Source organism: Clostridium sp. FP1, from assembly GCF_011065975.2.
Lineage (GTDB): Bacteria > Bacillota > Clostridia > Clostridiales > Clostridiaceae > Clostridium_AD > Clostridium_AD tagluense.
This window is the reverse complement of sequence record NZ_JAAMNJ020000001.1, coordinates 2,376,948-2,395,219: the sequence shown is the minus strand read 5'-3', so window position 1 is coordinate 2,395,219 and position 18,272 is coordinate 2,376,948. Positions and strand designations below refer to the sequence as shown.

21 protein-coding genes are annotated in these 18,272 nt (G+C 30.7%); 1 reads left to right on the top strand and 20 read right to left on the bottom strand.

Features of this window, described 5'->3' with window-relative positions:
* Positions 1-359: 359 nt before the first annotated feature.
* The gene (locus G9F70_RS11505; protein ID WP_164946947.1) at positions 360-719 is read left to right on the top strand and encodes a hypothetical protein; all 360 of its coding nucleotides are present in this window, start codon (positions 360-362) and stop codon (positions 717-719) included.
* Between the two features lie 94 nt (positions 720-813).
* Here the strand turns inward: G9F70_RS11505 and G9F70_RS11500 are convergent, their stop codons facing one another.
* The 20 genes from G9F70_RS11500 to G9F70_RS11405 form a co-directional block, all read right to left on the bottom strand.
* Positions 814-1,341, bottom strand: a complete 528-nt coding sequence (locus G9F70_RS11500) for a hypothetical protein (protein WP_164946948.1) — start codon at positions 1,339-1,341, stop codon at positions 814-816.
* Between the two features lie 278 nt (positions 1,342-1,619).
* On the bottom strand, positions 1,620-2,147 hold the full coding sequence (locus G9F70_RS11495) for a VanZ family protein (RefSeq protein WP_164946949.1): 528 nt from the start codon (positions 2,145-2,147) through the stop codon (positions 1,620-1,622).
* A gap of 664 nt (positions 2,148-2,811) precedes the next feature.
* Entirely contained in the window at positions 2,812-3,294 is a 483-nt protein-coding gene (locus G9F70_RS11490; protein WP_164946951.1) for a site-2 protease family protein, read from the bottom strand.
* A gap of 512 nt (positions 3,295-3,806) precedes the next feature.
* Positions 3,807-4,226: a hypothetical protein gene (locus G9F70_RS11485; protein WP_164946952.1), complete on the bottom strand. Its 420-nt coding sequence runs from the start codon at positions 4,224-4,226 to the stop codon at positions 3,807-3,809.
* A gap of 104 nt (positions 4,227-4,330) precedes the next feature.
* A complete protein-coding gene (locus G9F70_RS11480; RefSeq protein WP_224617845.1) occupies positions 4,331-4,726 on the bottom strand; it encodes a hypothetical protein in 396 nt (131 codons plus the stop codon).
* Complete coding sequence (locus G9F70_RS11475) at positions 4,714-5,214, bottom strand: hypothetical protein (protein WP_164946954.1); 501 nt, start codon at positions 5,212-5,214, stop codon at positions 4,714-4,716. The genes G9F70_RS11480 and G9F70_RS11475 overlap by 13 nt, the downstream gene beginning before the upstream one ends.
* 75 nt (positions 5,215-5,289) lie before the next feature.
* On the bottom strand, positions 5,290-5,619 hold the full coding sequence (locus G9F70_RS11470) for a hypothetical protein (RefSeq protein WP_164946955.1): 330 nt from the start codon (positions 5,617-5,619) through the stop codon (positions 5,290-5,292).
* A 477-nt stretch (positions 5,620-6,096) separates the two neighbouring features.
* On the bottom strand, positions 6,097-6,507 hold the full coding sequence (locus tag G9F70_RS11465; RefSeq protein WP_164946956.1) for a peptide deformylase: 411 nt from the start codon (positions 6,505-6,507) through the stop codon (positions 6,097-6,099).
* Between the two features lie 281 nt (positions 6,508-6,788).
* Positions 6,789-7,484 carry a hypothetical protein gene (locus G9F70_RS11460; protein ID WP_164946957.1) on the bottom strand — a complete coding sequence of 232 codons (696 nt, stop codon included), beginning with the start codon at positions 7,482-7,484 and terminating at the stop codon, positions 6,789-6,791.
* 310 nt (positions 7,485-7,794) lie between these two features.
* A complete protein-coding gene (locus tag G9F70_RS11455; RefSeq protein ID WP_164946958.1) occupies positions 7,795-8,913 on the bottom strand; it encodes a 4-hydroxybutyrate dehydrogenase in 1,119 nt (372 codons plus the stop codon).
* Positions 8,914-8,990: 77 nt separating this feature from the next.
* Positions 8,991-10,355 carry an aldehyde dehydrogenase family protein gene (locus G9F70_RS11450; RefSeq protein WP_164946959.1) on the bottom strand — a complete coding sequence of 455 codons (1,365 nt, stop codon included), beginning with the start codon at positions 10,353-10,355 and terminating at the stop codon, positions 8,991-8,993.
* Between the two features lie 41 nt (positions 10,356-10,396).
* Positions 10,397-10,927: a 2-oxoacid:acceptor oxidoreductase family protein gene (locus G9F70_RS11445; RefSeq protein WP_125005654.1), complete on the bottom strand. Its 531-nt coding sequence runs from the start codon at positions 10,925-10,927 to the stop codon at positions 10,397-10,399.
* Positions 10,928-10,942: 15 nt separating this feature from the next.
* A complete protein-coding gene (locus G9F70_RS11440; protein ID WP_164946960.1) occupies positions 10,943-11,731 on the bottom strand; it encodes a 2-oxoacid:ferredoxin oxidoreductase subunit beta in 789 nt (262 codons plus the stop codon).
* Positions 11,728-12,861 (bottom strand): 2-oxoacid:acceptor oxidoreductase subunit alpha, encoded by a 1,134-nt coding sequence (locus tag G9F70_RS11435; protein ID WP_125005650.1) that lies wholly within the window; start codon positions 12,859-12,861, stop codon positions 11,728-11,730. Before G9F70_RS11435 ends, G9F70_RS11440 begins: the two co-directional genes overlap by 4 nt.
* Positions 12,854-13,042, bottom strand: a complete 189-nt coding sequence (locus G9F70_RS11430; protein ID WP_125005648.1) for a ferredoxin family protein — start codon at positions 13,040-13,042, stop codon at positions 12,854-12,856. Before G9F70_RS11430 ends, G9F70_RS11435 begins: the two co-directional genes overlap by 8 nt.
* A gap of 14 nt (positions 13,043-13,056) precedes the next feature.
* A complete protein-coding gene (locus tag G9F70_RS11425; protein WP_164946961.1) occupies positions 13,057-14,388 on the bottom strand; it encodes an acetyl-CoA hydrolase/transferase family protein in 1,332 nt (443 codons plus the stop codon).
* A gap of 7 nt (positions 14,389-14,395) precedes the next feature.
* Positions 14,396-15,850, bottom strand: a complete 1,455-nt coding sequence (locus G9F70_RS11420; protein ID WP_164946962.1) for a 4-hydroxyphenylacetate 3-hydroxylase family protein — start codon at positions 15,848-15,850, stop codon at positions 14,396-14,398.
* 366 nt (positions 15,851-16,216) lie between these two features.
* Complete coding sequence (locus G9F70_RS11415) at positions 16,217-16,450, bottom strand: hypothetical protein (protein ID WP_164946963.1); 234 nt, start codon at positions 16,448-16,450, stop codon at positions 16,217-16,219.
* Between the two features lie 108 nt (positions 16,451-16,558).
* Entirely contained in the window at positions 16,559-17,323 is a 765-nt protein-coding gene (locus G9F70_RS11410; protein WP_164946964.1) for an ABC transporter ATP-binding protein, read from the bottom strand.
* Positions 17,289-18,257 carry an ABC transporter ATP-binding protein gene (locus G9F70_RS11405; RefSeq protein WP_164946965.1) on the bottom strand — a complete coding sequence of 323 codons (969 nt, stop codon included), beginning with the start codon at positions 18,255-18,257 and terminating at the stop codon, positions 17,289-17,291. Before G9F70_RS11405 ends, G9F70_RS11410 begins: the two co-directional genes overlap by 35 nt.
* Positions 18,258-18,272 lie beyond the last annotated feature (15 nt).

The following is an 18,272-nucleotide window of genomic DNA, read 5'->3' as shown; positions in this document are numbered from 1 at the left end:
ATTAATTATTATATACTTTTACAAAGAGTAGTGTTGAAAATCATATACACAATTATAGCCAATATTATCCTTTTATTGTATAATGGAGTTAATTTGGACTTGTAAAATATTATGAAACAAAAAAGAAGTAAATTATTAAACCAATATGGAGAGTTTTAGTTCTTATACTTTTATTAATATAAAACTATATGGAAATAATTCTATATGATTTATGATCTTATTTTATGCAACACAACTCAAGGATGTTTAAGGGTGCGACGTCCTGTAGCACTCTCAGCCACGAGACGTGTGGCTTCTGAGGGTTTTTACTTTACAGTAGTAGAAATATAAAAATTCATATTAACTTGGGGGGAATATTTATGGTTAAGACAATAAAAAAAATTAGTTGCATGTTTATAATGTTATTTTTAGTAGTAGTTGTTTTTATATTAATGGCTCAAAAATTTGAATGGTCAGTTGATTCTGCTGTTGTACCTTTCTTTCTTATAATTTTTATATTAACTGCATCATGTATGCTAATAGTTTCAATATCAGGGATACTTGAAATTATTAGCAAAGACGGTAAAAAGAGTTTTTGTAAAAAAATTATTAAAAAGTGGCTATTCTTTTTTGTTGTTCTGTATGTAGCAGCATTTTTAAAAAACGATGTAGATATTTTAATAGTTTTAGGTTCATCATTTGCATTTGCAATTTTGAGTTACTATTATACAGCAAAATGAGGAGTACTCTTGGCAAATTAATTATAAAGTTTAGACGAATTAGAAGAAAAGTATGACTTAAAAGTCTTTTTATTTATTACATTAAGTCATTTTGTTAATGTTTTTTGCCGTCTGTTTTTATGTGTCTTAACATATGATGAACAATAAATTTCACATTTATTAATAGTAAGCATAAAGATACAATTATCACTAAAATATTAAACATTTTAAAAACTATATTAATGGATTGGTAAGACAATTTGGAGTATTGATTATAAAAGACGTTAATTGTAGTAGCCCAGTGCCAAGGAAAGATTTTCAAGTTCCTTAACCCTATTATTGGGAAGAATGCTTTATCTATCAAGTCAGGTAACACTCCCCCTAAAAAGCAAAAGGAAACTGAAAATACATACTCCTTCTTCACAAATAGCATTGATAAAAGAAATACTCCAAATGAAATTAATACATCAGTATTTCTTGTGAATGGATAGTTATGCGGAATTAAATCCATAATACCATGTCCAATTATATTTCCTATAAATCCCAACGTTAAAATCTTTAATGACTTATTACCTTCCGCTATCTTTTTAGCACATAATGGTGCAGTCGAAATGCTGAAAACAGTATGAAAGATTAAATTCATTTATTAATCACCTCCATTTTTTTTGTATTGGCTAATACATTTTTACTATGACGCCCTATAATACTAGTTCGCCATATCCAAGTTATTCATTTTCACTACACTCATCAATTAAGTATTCATTTTTTTCGCACGCCCATTATTAGCCTACTGGGTATGTCCACATTCTATCCAGTTTATATAATTTCTTTAGTAATCTTACAATTGTTTATGATGAACTTTATGAAAACTAAGTACTAAAGGGTATCCTCATAACCTAGCCTACACAATGATAATCATTTTTATTTCTTTTGTCTTTGTATGAGTCTTGACAACCAAAACCATATTTCATACCCTATAAATGTTCCAATTGTGTTCATTATTACATCTTGTAAACTTCCATAACGACCATTAAATGTTTGTAGAAATTCAATTATTATTGAAAAAATGAGACCCATCAAAACTCCATAAATCCATTTATCCATAAGTTTTTTGAAAACTATTGCCGAGAAGAACCCAAAAGGAATAAATAGTATTATATTTAATAAGGTTGCTATAGATAACCCTTCTTTAAAAAAGTCAAAGCTAAAATTTGCAATTCCATCAAAAAATGAAGTTGTACCAAAATAATCACCGATAATACCCGTGATTTGCAAAATCAGAAAAACTATAAGAATCCATGCGAATTCACATAACATGATTAGCGGTTTAATTTCAAATTTTCTTTTAACTAAAAATTTTATAACAGTAAATACACAAAAAATAATTAATACTTTATGTATGCAACCATAAAAATAAAACATCCCATTTTGTAAATAACTACTTAACATCTTTATTTTCACCTTCTTGATTACAGATTAGATTATCTAAATAATCTTTTGTTCAATTTATTTTACGAGTTTCTTCTTTAGATATACAGCTTCCCATGCTAGACACAACCTGCACAAACAATCTATTAACTCTTACAGTTGGTTATGACGAACTACATTTGAACTGCGACGTAAAAATGCCGTAAAATTCAATTGAATAATACGGCATTTTTAAGGGATTATTCGGTTTTATTAGTTGCACCGCTTAATAAGAAGAATATGAAGCAACACACTTCCCAATAATTCTTATATTCGGTTTTTAAGATTTGTCTATTGATAATACATTCGTGCTTTTACTGCGAAAATAGTATATATAATAACCAAACAATGAAAACCCAACCAAATAAATACGTAGTAGAAGATATTAATGCTAGTGCAGATAATTCAATATTATCTCCGCAACAATAAACACTGAACACATACAAACCTGCGTAATATTCCACCAATTATTTTTCCAACTGAAATTATCTTCAAAATATTTGGAATTAATAATGTTCAATGCAATTTATTATTTGTCTTTTCGTTAATATAAATATCAAGTGCTTTAATTCCCCTATTAGCAAGTTTTATAAATAACATAAACTCATAAATTCCTATTACAAACAAACCTAAAATGATTATTAAGTTAAATATGTTTGTTATTATAGAAATCAGAAGTCCCTTTCTTAATAACTTGATATACTTGTAAACCATCATTGTTCTCATTACCATATGTCATGGGAATAATGGAAAATACTGCTGCAAAAAAAGAGAAATTGATGAAAACAGCAAATAAATTAGTCTGACTTATAACATTCAAATTAAAAAGTATTATTATAATTAAGCAACTTGCTATGTTAAATAAAGCTCCACCCAATAAAACAAATATTTTTTTAAACTTGCTATTGCCTAATTTATCTACTGTAAATGCCCCTCTATAAAAATATACGGTTTTTATTTTTAATTTACCTAAAGTTAGAACTGTCTTTCCACTTCCAATAACAATATTTTTAATCTTTGCACCAAATAATTTTGCAAAGAAGACATGACCTAATTCATGGATTAAAATAATTATAGGCATTAATACAAAAATTCCAATTAAAATTTCTTTCAAATGCATAAATGACATTATAATTCCCCCCTTATTTGCACCGTTACATTTTACAACTTCGACCTAACTCTATAGAAATTGCAAATTATACATATTTATACATAACTATATTCCCATAATAGTAAATGTTTTTATTTTTCAATACCGTATTATTCAATTATCAAAGACCATTGTTCGTACTTTCAATTTCAATAGTTATGATACATTTTTTCTCAAGGTTCGACATATCCCCGTTATTCTTTAACAGTCAGATATCTTTATAAAACATGTCTAGCTAACTAAGGTATTCCCCACACTTATCAATTGTGTCACATTTTTTTGTACTGCACATTATAGACATTTCAATCCATTTAACCAGCTTCAGATTATTTAACCTAATGGGTATATGGATAATGAGAAGCTGATAAATATAGATTATTATCTCACTATACCATACAAAAATGTGCATTAAATAAACCAAATATCATGTTAGTTTTAATCAACTAGACAAATTGGGAATTTGTTCCATCGTGATATAAATTTATGTATTCCTATTTTATCTTAATCCAAGTATCTAATTCAAATGGTGCAGATATATATGGTTCTGAATATCCATTAGTTACTACAACTCCTTTACAGAATACACGAACTCTATCATCTTTACTTTCAAGAATTTTTAAACTGTACTTTTCAAATGGCTCATGCTCAAACAAATACATAGTATCTTCTCTTTCGTCAGATTCTTCTAAACTATTCACAAAAGACTCCATTCCGTTTAAATCCTGAATACTTTTAGCATCTGTTTCAAAATAATTAATACATATTGATGGGGTCACATTCTCTCCATCATATTCTGCTGCTTTACAATCTATATCAAGCGCAAAACTAAGCCCATTTTCATTTCCGTTATTAATATAGAATATAGACTCAGTATCATTAATTTCAAATTCCACATTATTTAATCTAAACATTTATAGTCTCTAGTCTCCTTTAAAAATTATGATTGATTTCTAATAATGATAATTAGCTGCCTTATAAATTTACTATTTATATTACTCAACCTCAATCTGGTGTTTTAATTAGTGTCTGTAGCTAATTTTTCAAAAACTTTCATGACATATGAGTTTCCATCTTTTTGTTTTGGATAAAAAATAAAAGTTTCCCAAAAGTCTAAATTTATAATAAACTGATACGCTCCTATTGATAACTCCTGCAAATATTCATCTTGCATAGCCAGATTCATATCAATTGAACCTTCTACAACTTTATTTTTATATAAAAGTTGTAATACTTCTATTAATTTATTTATGTCCTGATGATTTGCGCTGTACTTTACAAGGGAAATAGTATCACTTCCTACAACTTCATGTACTTCCCAACCATTATTAGTTTTTTTAATTATCTTGTACATGCTTCCTACCTCACCTACAAATGGAATTTTAAACTCAGAAATAAGAATCAATAATACCATTGCCAAAGTTGATAATTATACTCATCATCACTAACTAAAGCAACATCAATTACTTTTTTATCTACTAAGTCAATTAAACAAAATCCTTCTCCAAAACCACATTTGAGAGAACCATGTAAATCATTAAGTTTCCAATTATGATACCATAATTGAAGTACTGATTCAGATAAATCATTAATGATAATTAATGCATAACCTTCATAATATCCGCCATTAATAAAGATATATTCTTTTTCGCTTGTTAAGCGAGCTTCATCTATAATCCATTTACAACATTGATTATCATCAGCCTTGCATATTAATTTACTGTACGGCTCAATCTTACTTTGTTGCCACAATTCATAATATGAATAAATAATATTTTTATAATAATCTCTCTCAGCACCAATTTCATATATTTCTATAATAGTTACTGCATTCATGGATTTCATTAAATTTTTAAAATATAATTGTTTCTTTTTCTGTTCAATCAATTCTTTTCTGTCCATAATGCATTCCTCCTCACACTCATTTTGCACTAATAAAATCTTTTAACAACTTGGAATTTAAAAGTGTAATTTTACTTACAAATATTCTTGTAAATATCTCTTTTCAATGTAGATTAATTCTTCTTCTACATTTTCAAATAGAATGAAATGAGGATAACTAGCATCTGTATTTTCAGAATAAGTCAAGTGAATAATAACATATCTTTCTCCACTTATTACATACATAACATCATCATTAGAATCACATTTAGCCGTTGAATACATCGTTTCTCCATATAAAGGATGTCCTTCTTTTATTTCTCGTTTTGCTTCTTCTATAAAATATTTGTTTGTGAAAGCTATGAAAGACCAATTAAAATCTTCACCATATTTTCTTACCAACTCATCAAACAAAATTTCAAACATTATAAACTCACCTTTCTAAACAAATTTTCAAATTCAGGAAAAATCATAATAGCTCCTGTATCCATACTCACATCTCCCCTAGAAATTACTATTTATCTGTGTACTATATTTAAATAATCTTTACTTCACATTTTTTGATACATGTAATACCAATTTCCAATATAATAAACAAATATTTAAACTACCTTAATAAAATACTTAAATATGAAGATGCATATTATTGCTTAATAAAAAATCGTTCTGAAAACACAATTTTAGAATGCAGGACAGATTTTCTCATGTTCTTTAGTTATATTATGAGCTCACGTAACATTAATATAATTGACAATAACTTCGCCATAGCACGTCCAATTTTATAGATAATGGGAACTTCAATACACATAGTGTTTTTACTTATGATATGCTTCACCTTGCCGTAAATATTTTATATTTAAGCAACAACCTTTTCTTATGATAAATACTGTTTTAATTATTCAATCAGATTATTATACCTTCAAAATGATCCATTTCATGTTGAATTATTTGTGCTGTAAATCCAGTAAACACTTGCTTTTGCTTTTTAAAATTTCTATCAAGATACTCCACCTCTATCATTTCATATCTCTTTGTTTTTCTAAAGCCAATTAAAGATAAACAACTCTCTTCTGTTTCATAAAGCTTTTCTTTCTTTAATATAACTGGATTTATCATAGGTACAATAAGGTTGCCTACAGTAAATACCAATATATGCTTTTTTACTCCAATCATGTTTCCAGCCAATCCAACACAATACTCTAAGTTTGCTTTTAATGTATCTATTAAATCATCAATTACTACTATATCATTTTTAGTTGCATCTTCTGATTTTTGTTCTAAAAACAATATATCTTTTACAATTGGTTTTATCATAATTTATACCTCTTTTTCAGTTAATTTTTTATAAACATCAGCCATTTCTTTTACTTAATACACATTCTTAGCTCAAAAAAATTATAGCATAACCCAATGACACTTTTAATATCATTGGCTTAATTTTATTATTTCAAACGCTCCTATTTATTTTGGTTCTCCATAGATACGCTTCAGGAGTAAAGTCAGAATATCAACGAAATATGAGAAAATTATGAAATTACCTAATCTAATAAATTAGAATTCCATTAAGCAATATAATATGATTTCTTAATTAATAATTATTTCATTATATATGCAGTTTTACTTTTTATAATTTCACCCTTCGTAAGATTATAGTTACCTTCCATTTTTCCATTCATTATTCCTCCATTTAAATCAATTACATACTTATTTGTGTCATCTTGAATATAAAGACCACAAACAGAAATATTTTTACTTTCTAAAATTTCTCTAATATTTAAAGTTTTATCAATAAAACTGTCCAATGACATTTTATCACCATTCCATATAATACTTATTTTTAATGGGTATGCCTTTCCAGTTGTAAATCTTGTGTACTTTTTATAACTTCCGTCTACCGAATCAGGACCAGCATCCTCTAATACAGAAATATGCTTTATATTAGGTACGCTGTTTTTTATTAACCCTACTATTATATTTTTTGCTTCGGTATTTACCTTCATTTCAAAGTAATTATCTTCAATAGTTTCATTTTCTCTTACAATAACTTCAAAGGTTATTGGTAAATCACCTTCAGTAACAACACTGCAAAAATAACATCCAAATTTTGAATTGTAATATGCTTTATCCACTTTATATTTTAAGTCTGGATACTTTTCCCTTAGATACTTTTGAGAAATAACTCCTGTTTGTCTAATTTTCCAAGGTAATCCCTTCATACCTACGTAAACCCATGCAATAAAAAGAAAAACAATAATAATTATAACTGCCACAATTATTTTATTTTTTTTCATTTCTATTTGTCCCCCGACATTCTTTATTTTTATCGTTAGTAGACTAAATTGTAGTCTACACCCTTATTCTAATCTCGTCCACTTTCATTATACTACAATTTTTAACACTATATCTTTATTTTACCTATAATGTTTCTTTAATTTTCATCCATTATTTAAACTGGAACCCTTCCCTCTCAACTACTACCTTCACAAAAAAAAAGACAGCAAAACTTAATTACAAAGTTTTACTATCTTTTTAAATTATCACAACTCCACATGTTTTGTATATGGAAACATATTCCCTTATGGCATGCCACACATCAACCTACTATTTATACAACCCCCTATATACACCCCTAATATCCTCCAAGCTCATTTCCACATAATTATTCTGAAGCAATCTCCCCTGAGTTTCTATAACACCTTGGCTAAATATTTCTATTTCCTCTTCCCTCATGCCATACTCATTTAGATTCTTTCTTACTATTAGGTTCTTTAGTAGCTCTTCCAATTCTTCATATGCTTTTTCTTCTGGCACACCAAGAATATCAGCTATAAATTGATTAACCCTCTTGATTTTTCCATTTGGATTACTTCTATTATAGAATTTGAATACTTCTATAAAGAATGCATAATTTGCTTCGCCATGAGGCACATGATATTTTCCTCCTAATGGATAGGATAGTGCATGTACAGCTCCAACTCCTGCATTTCCAAAGGCTATGCCAGCATAGTTACTCCCTATAAGAAAGTCTTCTATTATCTCTTTTCTATAATCCACACCTTTTTCTATTATAGCCTTATAACCATTTATTATTATCTTAATAGCCTCAAAGCTAAACATTTCGGTGTAAGCATTTGCTTTTGGAGATACTAATGACTCTATAGCATGTATAAGCGCATCTATTGAACTATATACAAAGAATTCATAAGGAAGTTCGCGCACAAGTTCAGGTATTAAAACTGCATAATCAGCATATAGCTCGTCTGCGGCAAGACCCATTTTTGTACCTTTTGATTTTATTTCTGTAATTGATATATTTGTAACTTCACTTCCTGTTCCACAGGTTGTAGGAACTATTATAAGCGTCTTTTCCTTTACCATAGGTATCTTTTTTTCAAAAAGCTCTTTAGTTGTTGTTACACCCTTTAATATTAATATTTTAGCAATATCTATTATAGAACCGCCACCTATTGCAACAACTCTATCTATTTTCTTATACTTTATTTCTCCTATTATTTTATCTATTATATCATCTGAAGGCTCTTTTAAATTGTAGTCTTCTTGAAATATATAGTTACAATTTGTATTTAAAATTTTAAGGAATCTTTCATATAAAAATTTGTTAGTGAATATTAAATCCTTTTCCCCTAGTTTAAATTCATTAGCGAACTCTAAACAATTATTAAATTTACATATTTGTGGTCTAACCTCTAAAAGTTTCATTATTCCCCTCCTGCATTCCTAATATAGCAAATCACCCGTAAACTCTCAACTCTCAATTTTCATCTGTCCTCCGTAACCTAATTCCAAATTTCCTCGTCTGTTAATACTTTTGCATTTTCATTATATAAACCTATTCTTGAAATGTTTATAAGATGCTTATAATCTAAGTTTTCTGAAATACTGTTATTTCCCCAGGAACCACATCCAAGTGTAGTTGTTGGAGCAAATCCATTTTTCGCTCCACCACCTGCGCAAGTTGCTGATGGTTGATTAACTACCAGTCTACTTACTGTTAATTTATCACCAGCTAATTTAATATTTTCCATACTATTTGAATGTATAGCGCAAGAGTGACCCTTTCCTTCCACTTCTAAATTACTTTGAGCTATATGGATTGCATCTTCAAATTTGTCATATTCAAAGGCAACCATAACAGGGCACATTTTTTCTTTACATAATAGATCCTTGTCCCCATATCCTCTAGCCTTTAAAACTATAACCCTAGTTCCCTTTGGAATATTAACTCCAGCCATATTAGCTATAAATTCAACACTTTGACCAACTATTTTTCCATTTATAATCCCTTCAGGAAATATTACCTTTGCAAATTTTTCGATTATTTCTTCATCTTCTACGTAATAAGCTCCATTTTTCTTAAAGGCCTTCATAATTTCACTAAATTTTTCTTTTGGTGCTATTATAGATTGCTCCCCTGAGCATATTATTCCATTGTCAAAAGTTCTTCCTTCTATAATCTTAAGCACAGCCTCCTCTATATCTACATCTCTATCAATTATACATTGAACGTTTCCAGCACCAACGCCATAAGCTGGCTTTCCACTACTATATGCAGCCTTAACCATTCCCATTCCACCAGTTGCAACAACTGCATCTACCTTCTTCATAAGATCATTTGTAAGCTCTATAGATGGTTCTTCTATAACCTGAATTAAGTGCTCTGGAGCACCTAACTTCTTAAGTTCCTCATTGAATAAGTCTACTACATATTTGGCACATTTCTTTGCTCTTGGATGAGGAGCTATTACTATTGCATTTCTCCCTTTTAATGCAAACATTGAATTACACATAGGTGTTACTATTGGATTAGTACATGGAGTTACAGCTCCAATTATGCCCATAGGCTTAGCCACTTTTATAATTGCATTTTCAATATCTTCTTCTATTATTCCAACTGACTTCTTATCCTTTAAACTTTTCCATATCATTTTTGACTTTCCTTTATTTTTTGCTACTTTATCATTGTAAACACCCATTCTAGTTTCATCTACAGCCATTTTTGCTAATTCTTCTGCTCTATCATATACTACTTTTCCAATGGCCTTTACTACTTCATCTACTTGACCTTGAGAAAATTTTTCAAATTCCTTTTGAGCCCTTCTTCCCTTTTCCATTAATAAATCTACATAACTTTTTGTTTCCATGTTTAGTTCCCCCTATCAATCTTTGTAATTTAAATTTATTGTTACGCTAAAGCTTCAACCATAGATATCCCTTTATTAAAAGCTACCATATTTTTATCCAAAGTGGCCCTTGGCACATTTTCACTTATAGCTTTCTTTAAACTTTCATAATCAACTAATTTTGTTACTGCTGCCAAGGCTCCTAAACATAACATATTTATGCTTTGAGGATTCTTAAGCTGCACTTCTGATGCCTCTATTAAAGGTAGTTTAATGCAATTACTATCTCCTTCAATATCTACAGTTTCATCTACAATTACAACAGCACCTTCTGCTGAATTATTTTTAAACTTGTCATACCCACTTTGACTTAAGGCTAAAATTATATCCGCATTGTCTACCCTTGGATAAGATATATCTTTATCCCAAATTATTACGTCTGCCCTACAGCATCCACCTCTAGATTCTGGTCCATAGTTTTGAGTTTGAACAACATGCATTCCTTCCAGTACCGCAGCTTCTGCCAGTATTATCCCTGCTTTAACTATTCCTTGTCCTCCAAGTCCCGTGAAAATTATTTCTCTTTTATCCATGATTAAGCTTCCTCCTTAAATTATCACCTGGGTGCTAATATATTTTAAGTACTGCTCTACATATTCATCTTCATTTTCATTTTCATCCTTGAAAACTCCTATTTTAAGTTTTTCATTTTCTGCTCCACCATTTTTAAGAACATTTATCATATCTGAAGGCTTCTTTAATTTATTTCTTCTTCCATATTGAACTGGACAAGTAGTTAGTGCTTCCACCACTGAAAATCCTTTTCTTAAAATAGCACCTTCTATAGATTTTACTAAGTGATTGTAATGCGCTACTGTACTTCTAGCTATATAAGTTGCTCCTGCTGCATCACATAACTTGCATATGTCAAAATCTCTACAAAGATTTCCACCTTCAGACGTAGTTGTTCTTGCATCCTTTGGCGTTGTAGGTGAACATTGTCCTCCTGTCATTCCATATATATTGTTATTGAAAACAATTACAGTCAAATCTATATTTCTTCTACAAGCGTGTATTAAATGATTTCCACCTATAGCGGTTGCATCACCATCACCAGATATTACTATAACTTTCATTTTAGGATTTGCTAGTTTTATTCCTGTAGCATAAGGTATAGCTCTCCCATGTAATGTGTGTATTGTATCAAAATTCATATATTGAGCTGCTCTCGATGAGCAGCCTATACCCCCTACAATACATATATCCTCTTTATTTATATTTGAAGCATCTATAGCCTCAACTAATGCTTTTAATATTATTCCATTACCACATCCACTACACCATATATGTGGCAATTTATCTTTCCTTAAATACTTATCTATTAGCCCTTGATTCATCTGTGCTCTCCCCTTATGGCATTTACAATTTCACTTGGCTCAAATATTTCACCACAATACTTATTTATTCCAACTACTTTGCACCTGCCTTTTGATATTCTATCTATTTCATTTATAAGCTGTCCTGCATTTAGTTCCGGTACAAATATATTCTCTATATTATTTTCCTCTATGATTTTTTCTAATTCCTTGTCTGGAAATGGGCATATAGTATAAGGTATAAATAATCCTGTGTCTTCAAGGTTTTCACCTTCTACTAATTCCTTGCATACTCTTGCTACAGAACCAAATGAAACTATTAGATTTTTGCAACCCTTTGTTTTAATATCTTCATATCTAACTATGCTACCCCTATTATTTTTGATTTTACATAAAAGTCTAGTTATAAGATCTCCAGCTACCTCATTTGAATTTGATGGATATCCATATTCATCATGGCTAAGTCCTGTAACGTGAAAATTAAAACCCTCACCTATATTTGCCATGGCCGGTACCATATCTTTTGTAATCTCATAGGCTTTGAATCCATTTTTATTACAATAATCTGGCTTTTTCCTATCAACTATTTCAGCCTCATAATCCTCTAAAGATATACTTTCTCTCATATGAGCAATAACTTCATCTAATAGCAGTATTACTGGGACTCTATACTGTTCTGCATAGTTAAATGCTTCTATAGTTAATTTATAAATACTTGATACACTTATAGGTGTTATTACAATAACTGGGTGATCTCCATGAGTTCCCCACATGCTTTGCATTACATCACCTTGTGATACTGATGTTGGAAGTCCTGTACTTGGACCGCCTCTCATAACATCTACTATTACGCAGGGTACCTCAGCCATTGAAGCGTATCCTATAACCTCTTGCTTTAATGAAAATCCCGGTCCACTTGTAGCTGTCATTGATTTTAAGCCTGCTAGTGAAGCTCCAACTACTGCTGCCATACCTGCTATCTCATCCTCCATCTGGATAAACTTGCCACCTACCTTAGGCAATTCTACCGATGCTATTTCAGCAATTTCACTAGCAGGACTTATTGGATAACCTGCATAGAACTTCATTCCAGCTTTTATTGCACCCGCAACGCAGGCTTCATTTCCTTGCATTAATACCATATTACTCATTTTTGTCCCCTCCTATTGTTATAGCAAAATCAGGACAAATTCTCTCACATATACCACAGCTTATGCATAAGTCTCCCTTTTCAACTGTTGCTTTTCCAAGGCTCATAACTAAAACCTTTTTAGGACAAAAATCTATGCAAAGCTGACATCCTTTACAATACTCTTCTTTTATATAAACCATCTTTTTATCATCCTTTACTTATGAATCTTATAATATATAAAATAATCAAATTTACTATTAAATCTTCTTTCCCACTCTTTAATTAACTCTCCCCTAAATTTAGGATGAGCTATATTTATTAAAGCTCTGCCTCTTTCTTTTAATGTCTTTCCCCTTAATTCTGCTATACCATACTCCGTAACTACATAATGAACATCTGCTCTTGATGTTGTTACTGTAGCTCCATTATCTAAAAATGGAACTATTCTAGAAACAGTGCCTTTAGAAGCTGTTGATGGAACTGCTATTATTGCTTTACCACCTTTAGATCTATTTGCACCTCTAATAAAATCTACCTGTCCTCCCACTCCACTAAATTGCTTAAGTCCTATAGACTCTGATGCTATTTGTCCCATCAAATCTATTTGTATACATGAATTTATTGATACCATATTATCATTTTGACTTATAACATATGGATCATTTACATAATCAACAGAGAACATATCTATCATTGGGTTATTATCTGCAAAATTATATAGTTTCTTTGTTCCCATTAAAAACGTAGCTACTATCTTATTTTTATGAATTGTCTTTTTCCTGTTATTTATAACTCCAGCTTCTACAAGGTCTACTACTCCATCTGATATCATCTCTGAATGTATACCTAAATCCTTTTTATCTTTCAAATTTAAAAGTACAGCGTCTGGCACGGCACCTATTCCCAGTTGTAATGTGGATCCATCCTCTATAATAAAGGAGCAGTTTCTTCCTATTTCATTTTCCACTTCTCCTATTTCGCCTTTTTTAAGTTCCATAATTTCATAGTCGGCCTCTACTATGTAATCTATATCTTTAACATGTATAAAATTATCGCCAAGTATTCTTGGCATCTTCTTATTAACTTCGGCTATAACTATGTCTGCACACTCTGCAGCTACTTTAGTGTAATCATTTGAAACTCCAAAGCTACAAAAACTATGTTCATCAGGCTCTGAAACTTGAATTATAGCCACATTTACCTTTAAATACTCTTCTCTAAATAATCTTGGGATTTCTGAAAAAAAGCAAGGTGTGAATTCTCCTCTAGCACTATTTATAGCTTCTCTTGTAGATGCTCCAGCAAATAAGGAATTATGCTTAAAGTGATGAGCCATTTCTTCTCTTGCATATGTTCCTTTTCCCATCCCCACCATGTGAACTATTTCTACATCTCCGTAACTTTCCTTATTTTCAATCATTGCATCTATAACTAGTTTAGGTTCTCCAACTGCATGACCAATAACTACCCGATCTCCAGAGTTTATTTTTTGCGAAGCTTCACTAGCCGTAACTATTTTTTCTTTATATACCTCTTTCCACTCCATAAGAATTTCACTCCTTAATTTTTGCTATAGCTTTAGCTAATTTTTTCTTTTTGTCTAAATTACCTTGTCTCCATATCATTATTCTTTGAGCTTGTGGTGAACCAGCACCATGCATTGACTCAGTTCTATAACCTACGGCAGCACTTCCTAGCGTTAAATTTTCTATAAGTCTTAGTATTCTTAATCTATTTTCAGTTGGGACACTAGCTACGCCCTTTAAATATTTTTCTATATATGGTCCTATTTTAGGATCCTTAAGGTCTTTCTCTGATGGCATTGTCACCATTAACCCTCCTGCTATATCCTCTGCAAGTCTTGCTATCTCATAAGGGAATCTTGTTATATTTTGTTTACAAACATTTGCTAGTAACAAATCTATTTGATAGTTTCCAGACTTTGTAGCAGCGCCTTCGCAGGAACAGGCAATACCACAGCTGTATAGGGTTTCATTTAAGTGAATCATCTCTATAAGCTTATCTTTTATGTGAGATGCCTTATTTGCTCCATTATAATCAGCAGCCACAGCAGATGCTCCTATAAGTACATCTCCAACCCCAACTTTACATCCACCATAGCTTTGTCTATGATATCCTGCAAATCTTTCTACAAGCATTCCTGAAAACTCTACTTCTCCGTTTAAAAATATTCTTTCATTTGGAACAAATACATCTTCAAATATAGTTAGGGTTTCATGTCCTCCAAAAGTACTGTTTCCTAAATCTATCTCTGCACCCTCTTCTAATTTTCTTGTATCACAAGATTGTCTTCCATATATACTAAAGATACCTTCTGCATCAACTGGCACAGCAAATGCGATGGCAAAGTCCTTATCATCTGGCCCCATTGCTATTGTTGGCATAACTAATATTTCATGAGAATTAACCATTCCTGTTTGGTGAGCCTTTGCTCCTCTAACAACAATTCCATCTTCTCTTCTCTCTACAACTCTTAAAAATAAATCTAAATCCTTTTGTTTACTTGGAGCCAGTGATCTGTCTCCCTTAGGATCTGTCATTGCTCCATCCACAACTAAATCCTTTTCTTGAACGTACTCCATGTATTTCTTGAATTTTTTATGATAATCAGTTCCATGAGCTTCATCAATCTCAAAAGTAGTACTATATACAGCATTAAAAGCATCCATACCAACACATCTTTGAAAACATGCTCCTGTATTTTGACCGCATAATCTTTGCATTTTAACTTTGTTTATTAAATCATCATTACTTTTATGAATATGACAAAATCTATTTACCACTTTCCCTGTTAAACTTGATGTAGTTGTCATTAAACCTTCATATTCATTTTTCTGCGCAAGTTCATAAGTCATAGCTACTGAATTTAATGATGGTCTTATCATTGGATGATCCACAGGATTTTCTATAAGCTCTCCAAATAAATAAACTTTTTGTTTTAATTTTCTTAAACTATCAATATATTCTTCCCTTGTCATTAATGGCATAATATATTCCCCCCAATTTCTCTTGATGTATATATACTAAGCAATAGCCGTGCCAACTATGGGATTTATTGCTTTTTTAATATCTTAGCCATTGAATACTCTATATTTAAGCCTTATTAACAAGGGTTTAACAATATTAGTTTTCTTATAAACATGGTGCAACATTGAGAGGTTTTTAAAATTAATGACGCAAATCCTTCAAACTAGGCCATATTCAAAAATGCATACAGTGCATTTTTGCATGATCTTATTCAAAAAAAAATCACTAAATATTAACCATAATAAGGTTAACATTTTAGTGATTTAAATTAATTCAGAAAAGGGTCTGTCCACTCAAATGATTTTTCAAGCATTTTGATACACCCCTTAATATTTAGAACTATTCCAATATATTATTTCTACCTTTGTTTTGTGAGTAAATATATACTTTTTACCAGTGTTTACGAAATTTCTTTTTACAAATTCATTTATTATAAATTTCTCTTCTACCTCACCAACTTCATCCTTTATTCTACTATATATATCCTCTAAACTTTCAAACTCTATTTCATTTTCTACATCTATATATCTGATGTTTGCACATATATTTAAAGAATGCAATATATATTGAGGGCCCTTTCCCTATCATAGCCATCCTTCTCCCCCATATATTCTTGCCAAATCTTTTCAAAATCTATTTCTATATATTTTAACCCCATACTTTACTCCTTAAAAATTTACAAAATTCTCTATTAATCTCTTAGTATATTCATGTGTAGCATCCTCATATATACTATCCGCCTTAAGAGTTTCAACTATTCTTCCATTAAGCATTATAGCTATTTTATCACTAACAACTCTTACTAAATCTATATCATGAGATATAAATAAGTAAGTTATCCCAAACTCTCTTTGTGCCTTTTTTAAAACTTGTATAAGCTTAGCTTGTACAGATACATCTAGCATAGATGTTGGTTCATCTAAAATAATAAACTTTGGATTTAGAATCAATGCCCTAGCAATGACAACTCTTTGTATCTGACCTCCACTAACTTGATGAGGATATCTTGATAATATATCGTAAGTGAGGCCCACATACTTTAAGTAATGTTTTATTAATTCTTCACTTTTTCCCTTTTTATAAATCTTATGTATCTTTAATGGTTCAATTAAACTATTTTCAATAGTCTTTTTAGGACTTAGTGATGAATCAGGATGTTGAAATATTATCTGCATCTTTCCGCGAAGTTCTCTCATCTTTGAAAAGCTATAATTGCTTATATCCTTTCCTTGAAAGAATATTTTTCCACCATCAGCTTTTATTAGCTTTAATATCACCCTAGATAAAGTTGACTTACCACACCCGCTTTCTCCAACCAATCCCAAGGTTTCTCCTTCCTCTATTTCAAAGGAAACCTCATCAATAGCTTTTACTATTCTTCTATTTATAACGCCACTCTTAAATTCCTTCCTCAAATTCTCTACTCTTATCATAAAGAAAACACCTCACTTTAGAACCTTCAGTGGAATACATATCTGGCTCTGATACCCTACATATTTCCTTGACATACTTACATCTAGTATGAAACCTGCACCCATTTGGCAAATTTGTTAAGTTAGGTGCCATGCCCTCTATTGGAATTAATTTTCTATTTGGTTGTGCATCTATTAATCCTCTAGTGTACGGGTGTTTTGGCGAACTAAAGATTTCTTCTTTATCTCCCTGTTCCAAAACCTTACCCCCATACATAACTACAATTTCATCACATAACTTCCTTGCAAGCATTAAATCATGGGTTATCACAATCATACTAACTCCCTTATCTGCCTTTAATCCTTTAAATACGTTGTATACCTGATTTCGTATAATTGCATCTAATCCTTTAGTTGGTTCATCTGCAATTATCCACTTAGGATTTAGTGCCATGCCCATGGCAGTTAATGCCCTTTGACTCATTCCTCCACTTAATTGAAAACTATAGGAATTATATATTCTTTCAGGACTTAAAAATGAGAACTTCCTTAAAACATCTAAAGTCTTTTCTTTGCAAAATTTTTTCTTAACCTTTTCATGGTAATAAAATAACTCATTAATATGCTCTCCTATCTTTAATATAGGATTAAAGGCTGTGGAAGGATTTTGTGGTATAATGGATATCACTTTTCCTCTTATATTTTGTATTCTCTCTTCATCCATGGATAGCAAATCTTCATCTTTATAAAAAATACTACCAGATTTTTTAGCATTACTAGCAAGAAGATTTAGGATTGAAAGTCCAAGCACAGACTTTCCACTTCCTGTTTCACCTACTATACCAGTAATTTTTCCATTATTAAAAACTAAATCTACTCCATCAACAGCCCTTACCATTCCCTCTTTTGTATAAAAATGAATCATTAAATCTGATATTTTTATATCTACATTCATGATTTTAATTTTCCT

Bases quoted from the DNA above. Each gene is read 5' to 3' on its own strand.
- G9F70_RS11425 (WP_164946961.1), bottom strand. From the start codon at position 14,388: ATGGAGTGGAAAGAGGTATATAAAGAAAAAATAGTTACGGCTAGTGAA.
- G9F70_RS11440 (WP_164946960.1), bottom strand. From the start codon at position 11,731: ATGAATCAAGGGCTAATAGATAAGTATTTAAGGAAAGATAAATTGCCA.
- G9F70_RS11410 (WP_164946964.1), bottom strand. From the start codon at position 17,323: ATGATAAGAGTAGAGAATTTGAGGAAGGAATTTAAGAGTGGCGTTATA.
- G9F70_RS11465 (WP_164946956.1), bottom strand. From the start codon at position 6,507: ATGATAAAACCAATTGTAAAAGATATATTGTTTTTAGAACAAAAATCA.
- G9F70_RS11430 (WP_125005648.1), bottom strand. From the start codon at position 13,042: ATGGTTTATATAAAAGAAGAGTATTGTAAAGGATGTCAGCTTTGCATA.
- G9F70_RS11450 (WP_164946959.1), bottom strand. From the start codon at position 10,355: ATGGAAACAAAAAGTTATGTAGATTTATTAATGGAAAAGGGAAGAAGG.
- G9F70_RS11420 (WP_164946962.1), bottom strand. From the start codon at position 15,850: ATGCCATTAATGACAAGGGAAGAATATATTGATAGTTTAAGAAAATTA.
- G9F70_RS11405 (WP_164946965.1), bottom strand. From the start codon at position 18,257: ATGAATGTAGATATAAAAATATCAGATTTAATGATTCATTTTTATACA.
- G9F70_RS11490 (WP_164946951.1), bottom strand. From the start codon at position 3,294: ATGTCATTTATGCATTTGAAAGAAATTTTAATTGGAATTTTTGTATTA.
- G9F70_RS11495 (WP_164946949.1), bottom strand. From the start codon at position 2,147: ATGTTAAGTAGTTATTTACAAAATGGGATGTTTTATTTTTATGGTTGC.
- G9F70_RS11460 (WP_164946957.1), bottom strand. From the start codon at position 7,484: ATGAAAAAAAATAAAATAATTGTGGCAGTTATAATTATTATTGTTTTT.
- G9F70_RS11480 (WP_224617845.1), bottom strand. From the start codon at position 4,726: ATGGTATTATTGATTCTTATTTCTGAGTTTAAAATTCCATTTGTAGGT.
- G9F70_RS11475 (WP_164946954.1), bottom strand. From the start codon at position 5,214: ATGGACAGAAAAGAATTGATTGAACAGAAAAAGAAACAATTATATTTT.
- G9F70_RS11435 (WP_125005650.1), bottom strand. From the start codon at position 12,861: ATGAGTAATATGGTATTAATGCAAGGAAATGAAGCCTGCGTTGCGGGT.
- G9F70_RS11500 (WP_164946948.1), bottom strand. From the start codon at position 1,341: ATGAATTTAATCTTTCATACTGTTTTCAGCATTTCGACTGCACCATTA.
- G9F70_RS11485 (WP_164946952.1), bottom strand. From the start codon at position 4,226: ATGTTTAGATTAAATAATGTGGAATTTGAAATTAATGATACTGAGTCT.
- G9F70_RS11470 (WP_164946955.1), bottom strand. From the start codon at position 5,619: ATGTTTGAAATTTTGTTTGATGAGTTGGTAAGAAAATATGGTGAAGAT.
- G9F70_RS11505 (WP_164946947.1), top strand. From the start codon at position 360: ATGGTTAAGACAATAAAAAAAATTAGTTGCATGTTTATAATGTTATTT.
- G9F70_RS11455 (WP_164946958.1), bottom strand. From the start codon at position 8,913: ATGAAACTTTTAGAGGTTAGACCACAAATATGTAAATTTAATAATTGT.
- G9F70_RS11445 (WP_125005654.1), bottom strand. From the start codon at position 10,927: ATGGATAAAAGAGAAATAATTTTCACGGGACTTGGAGGACAAGGAATA.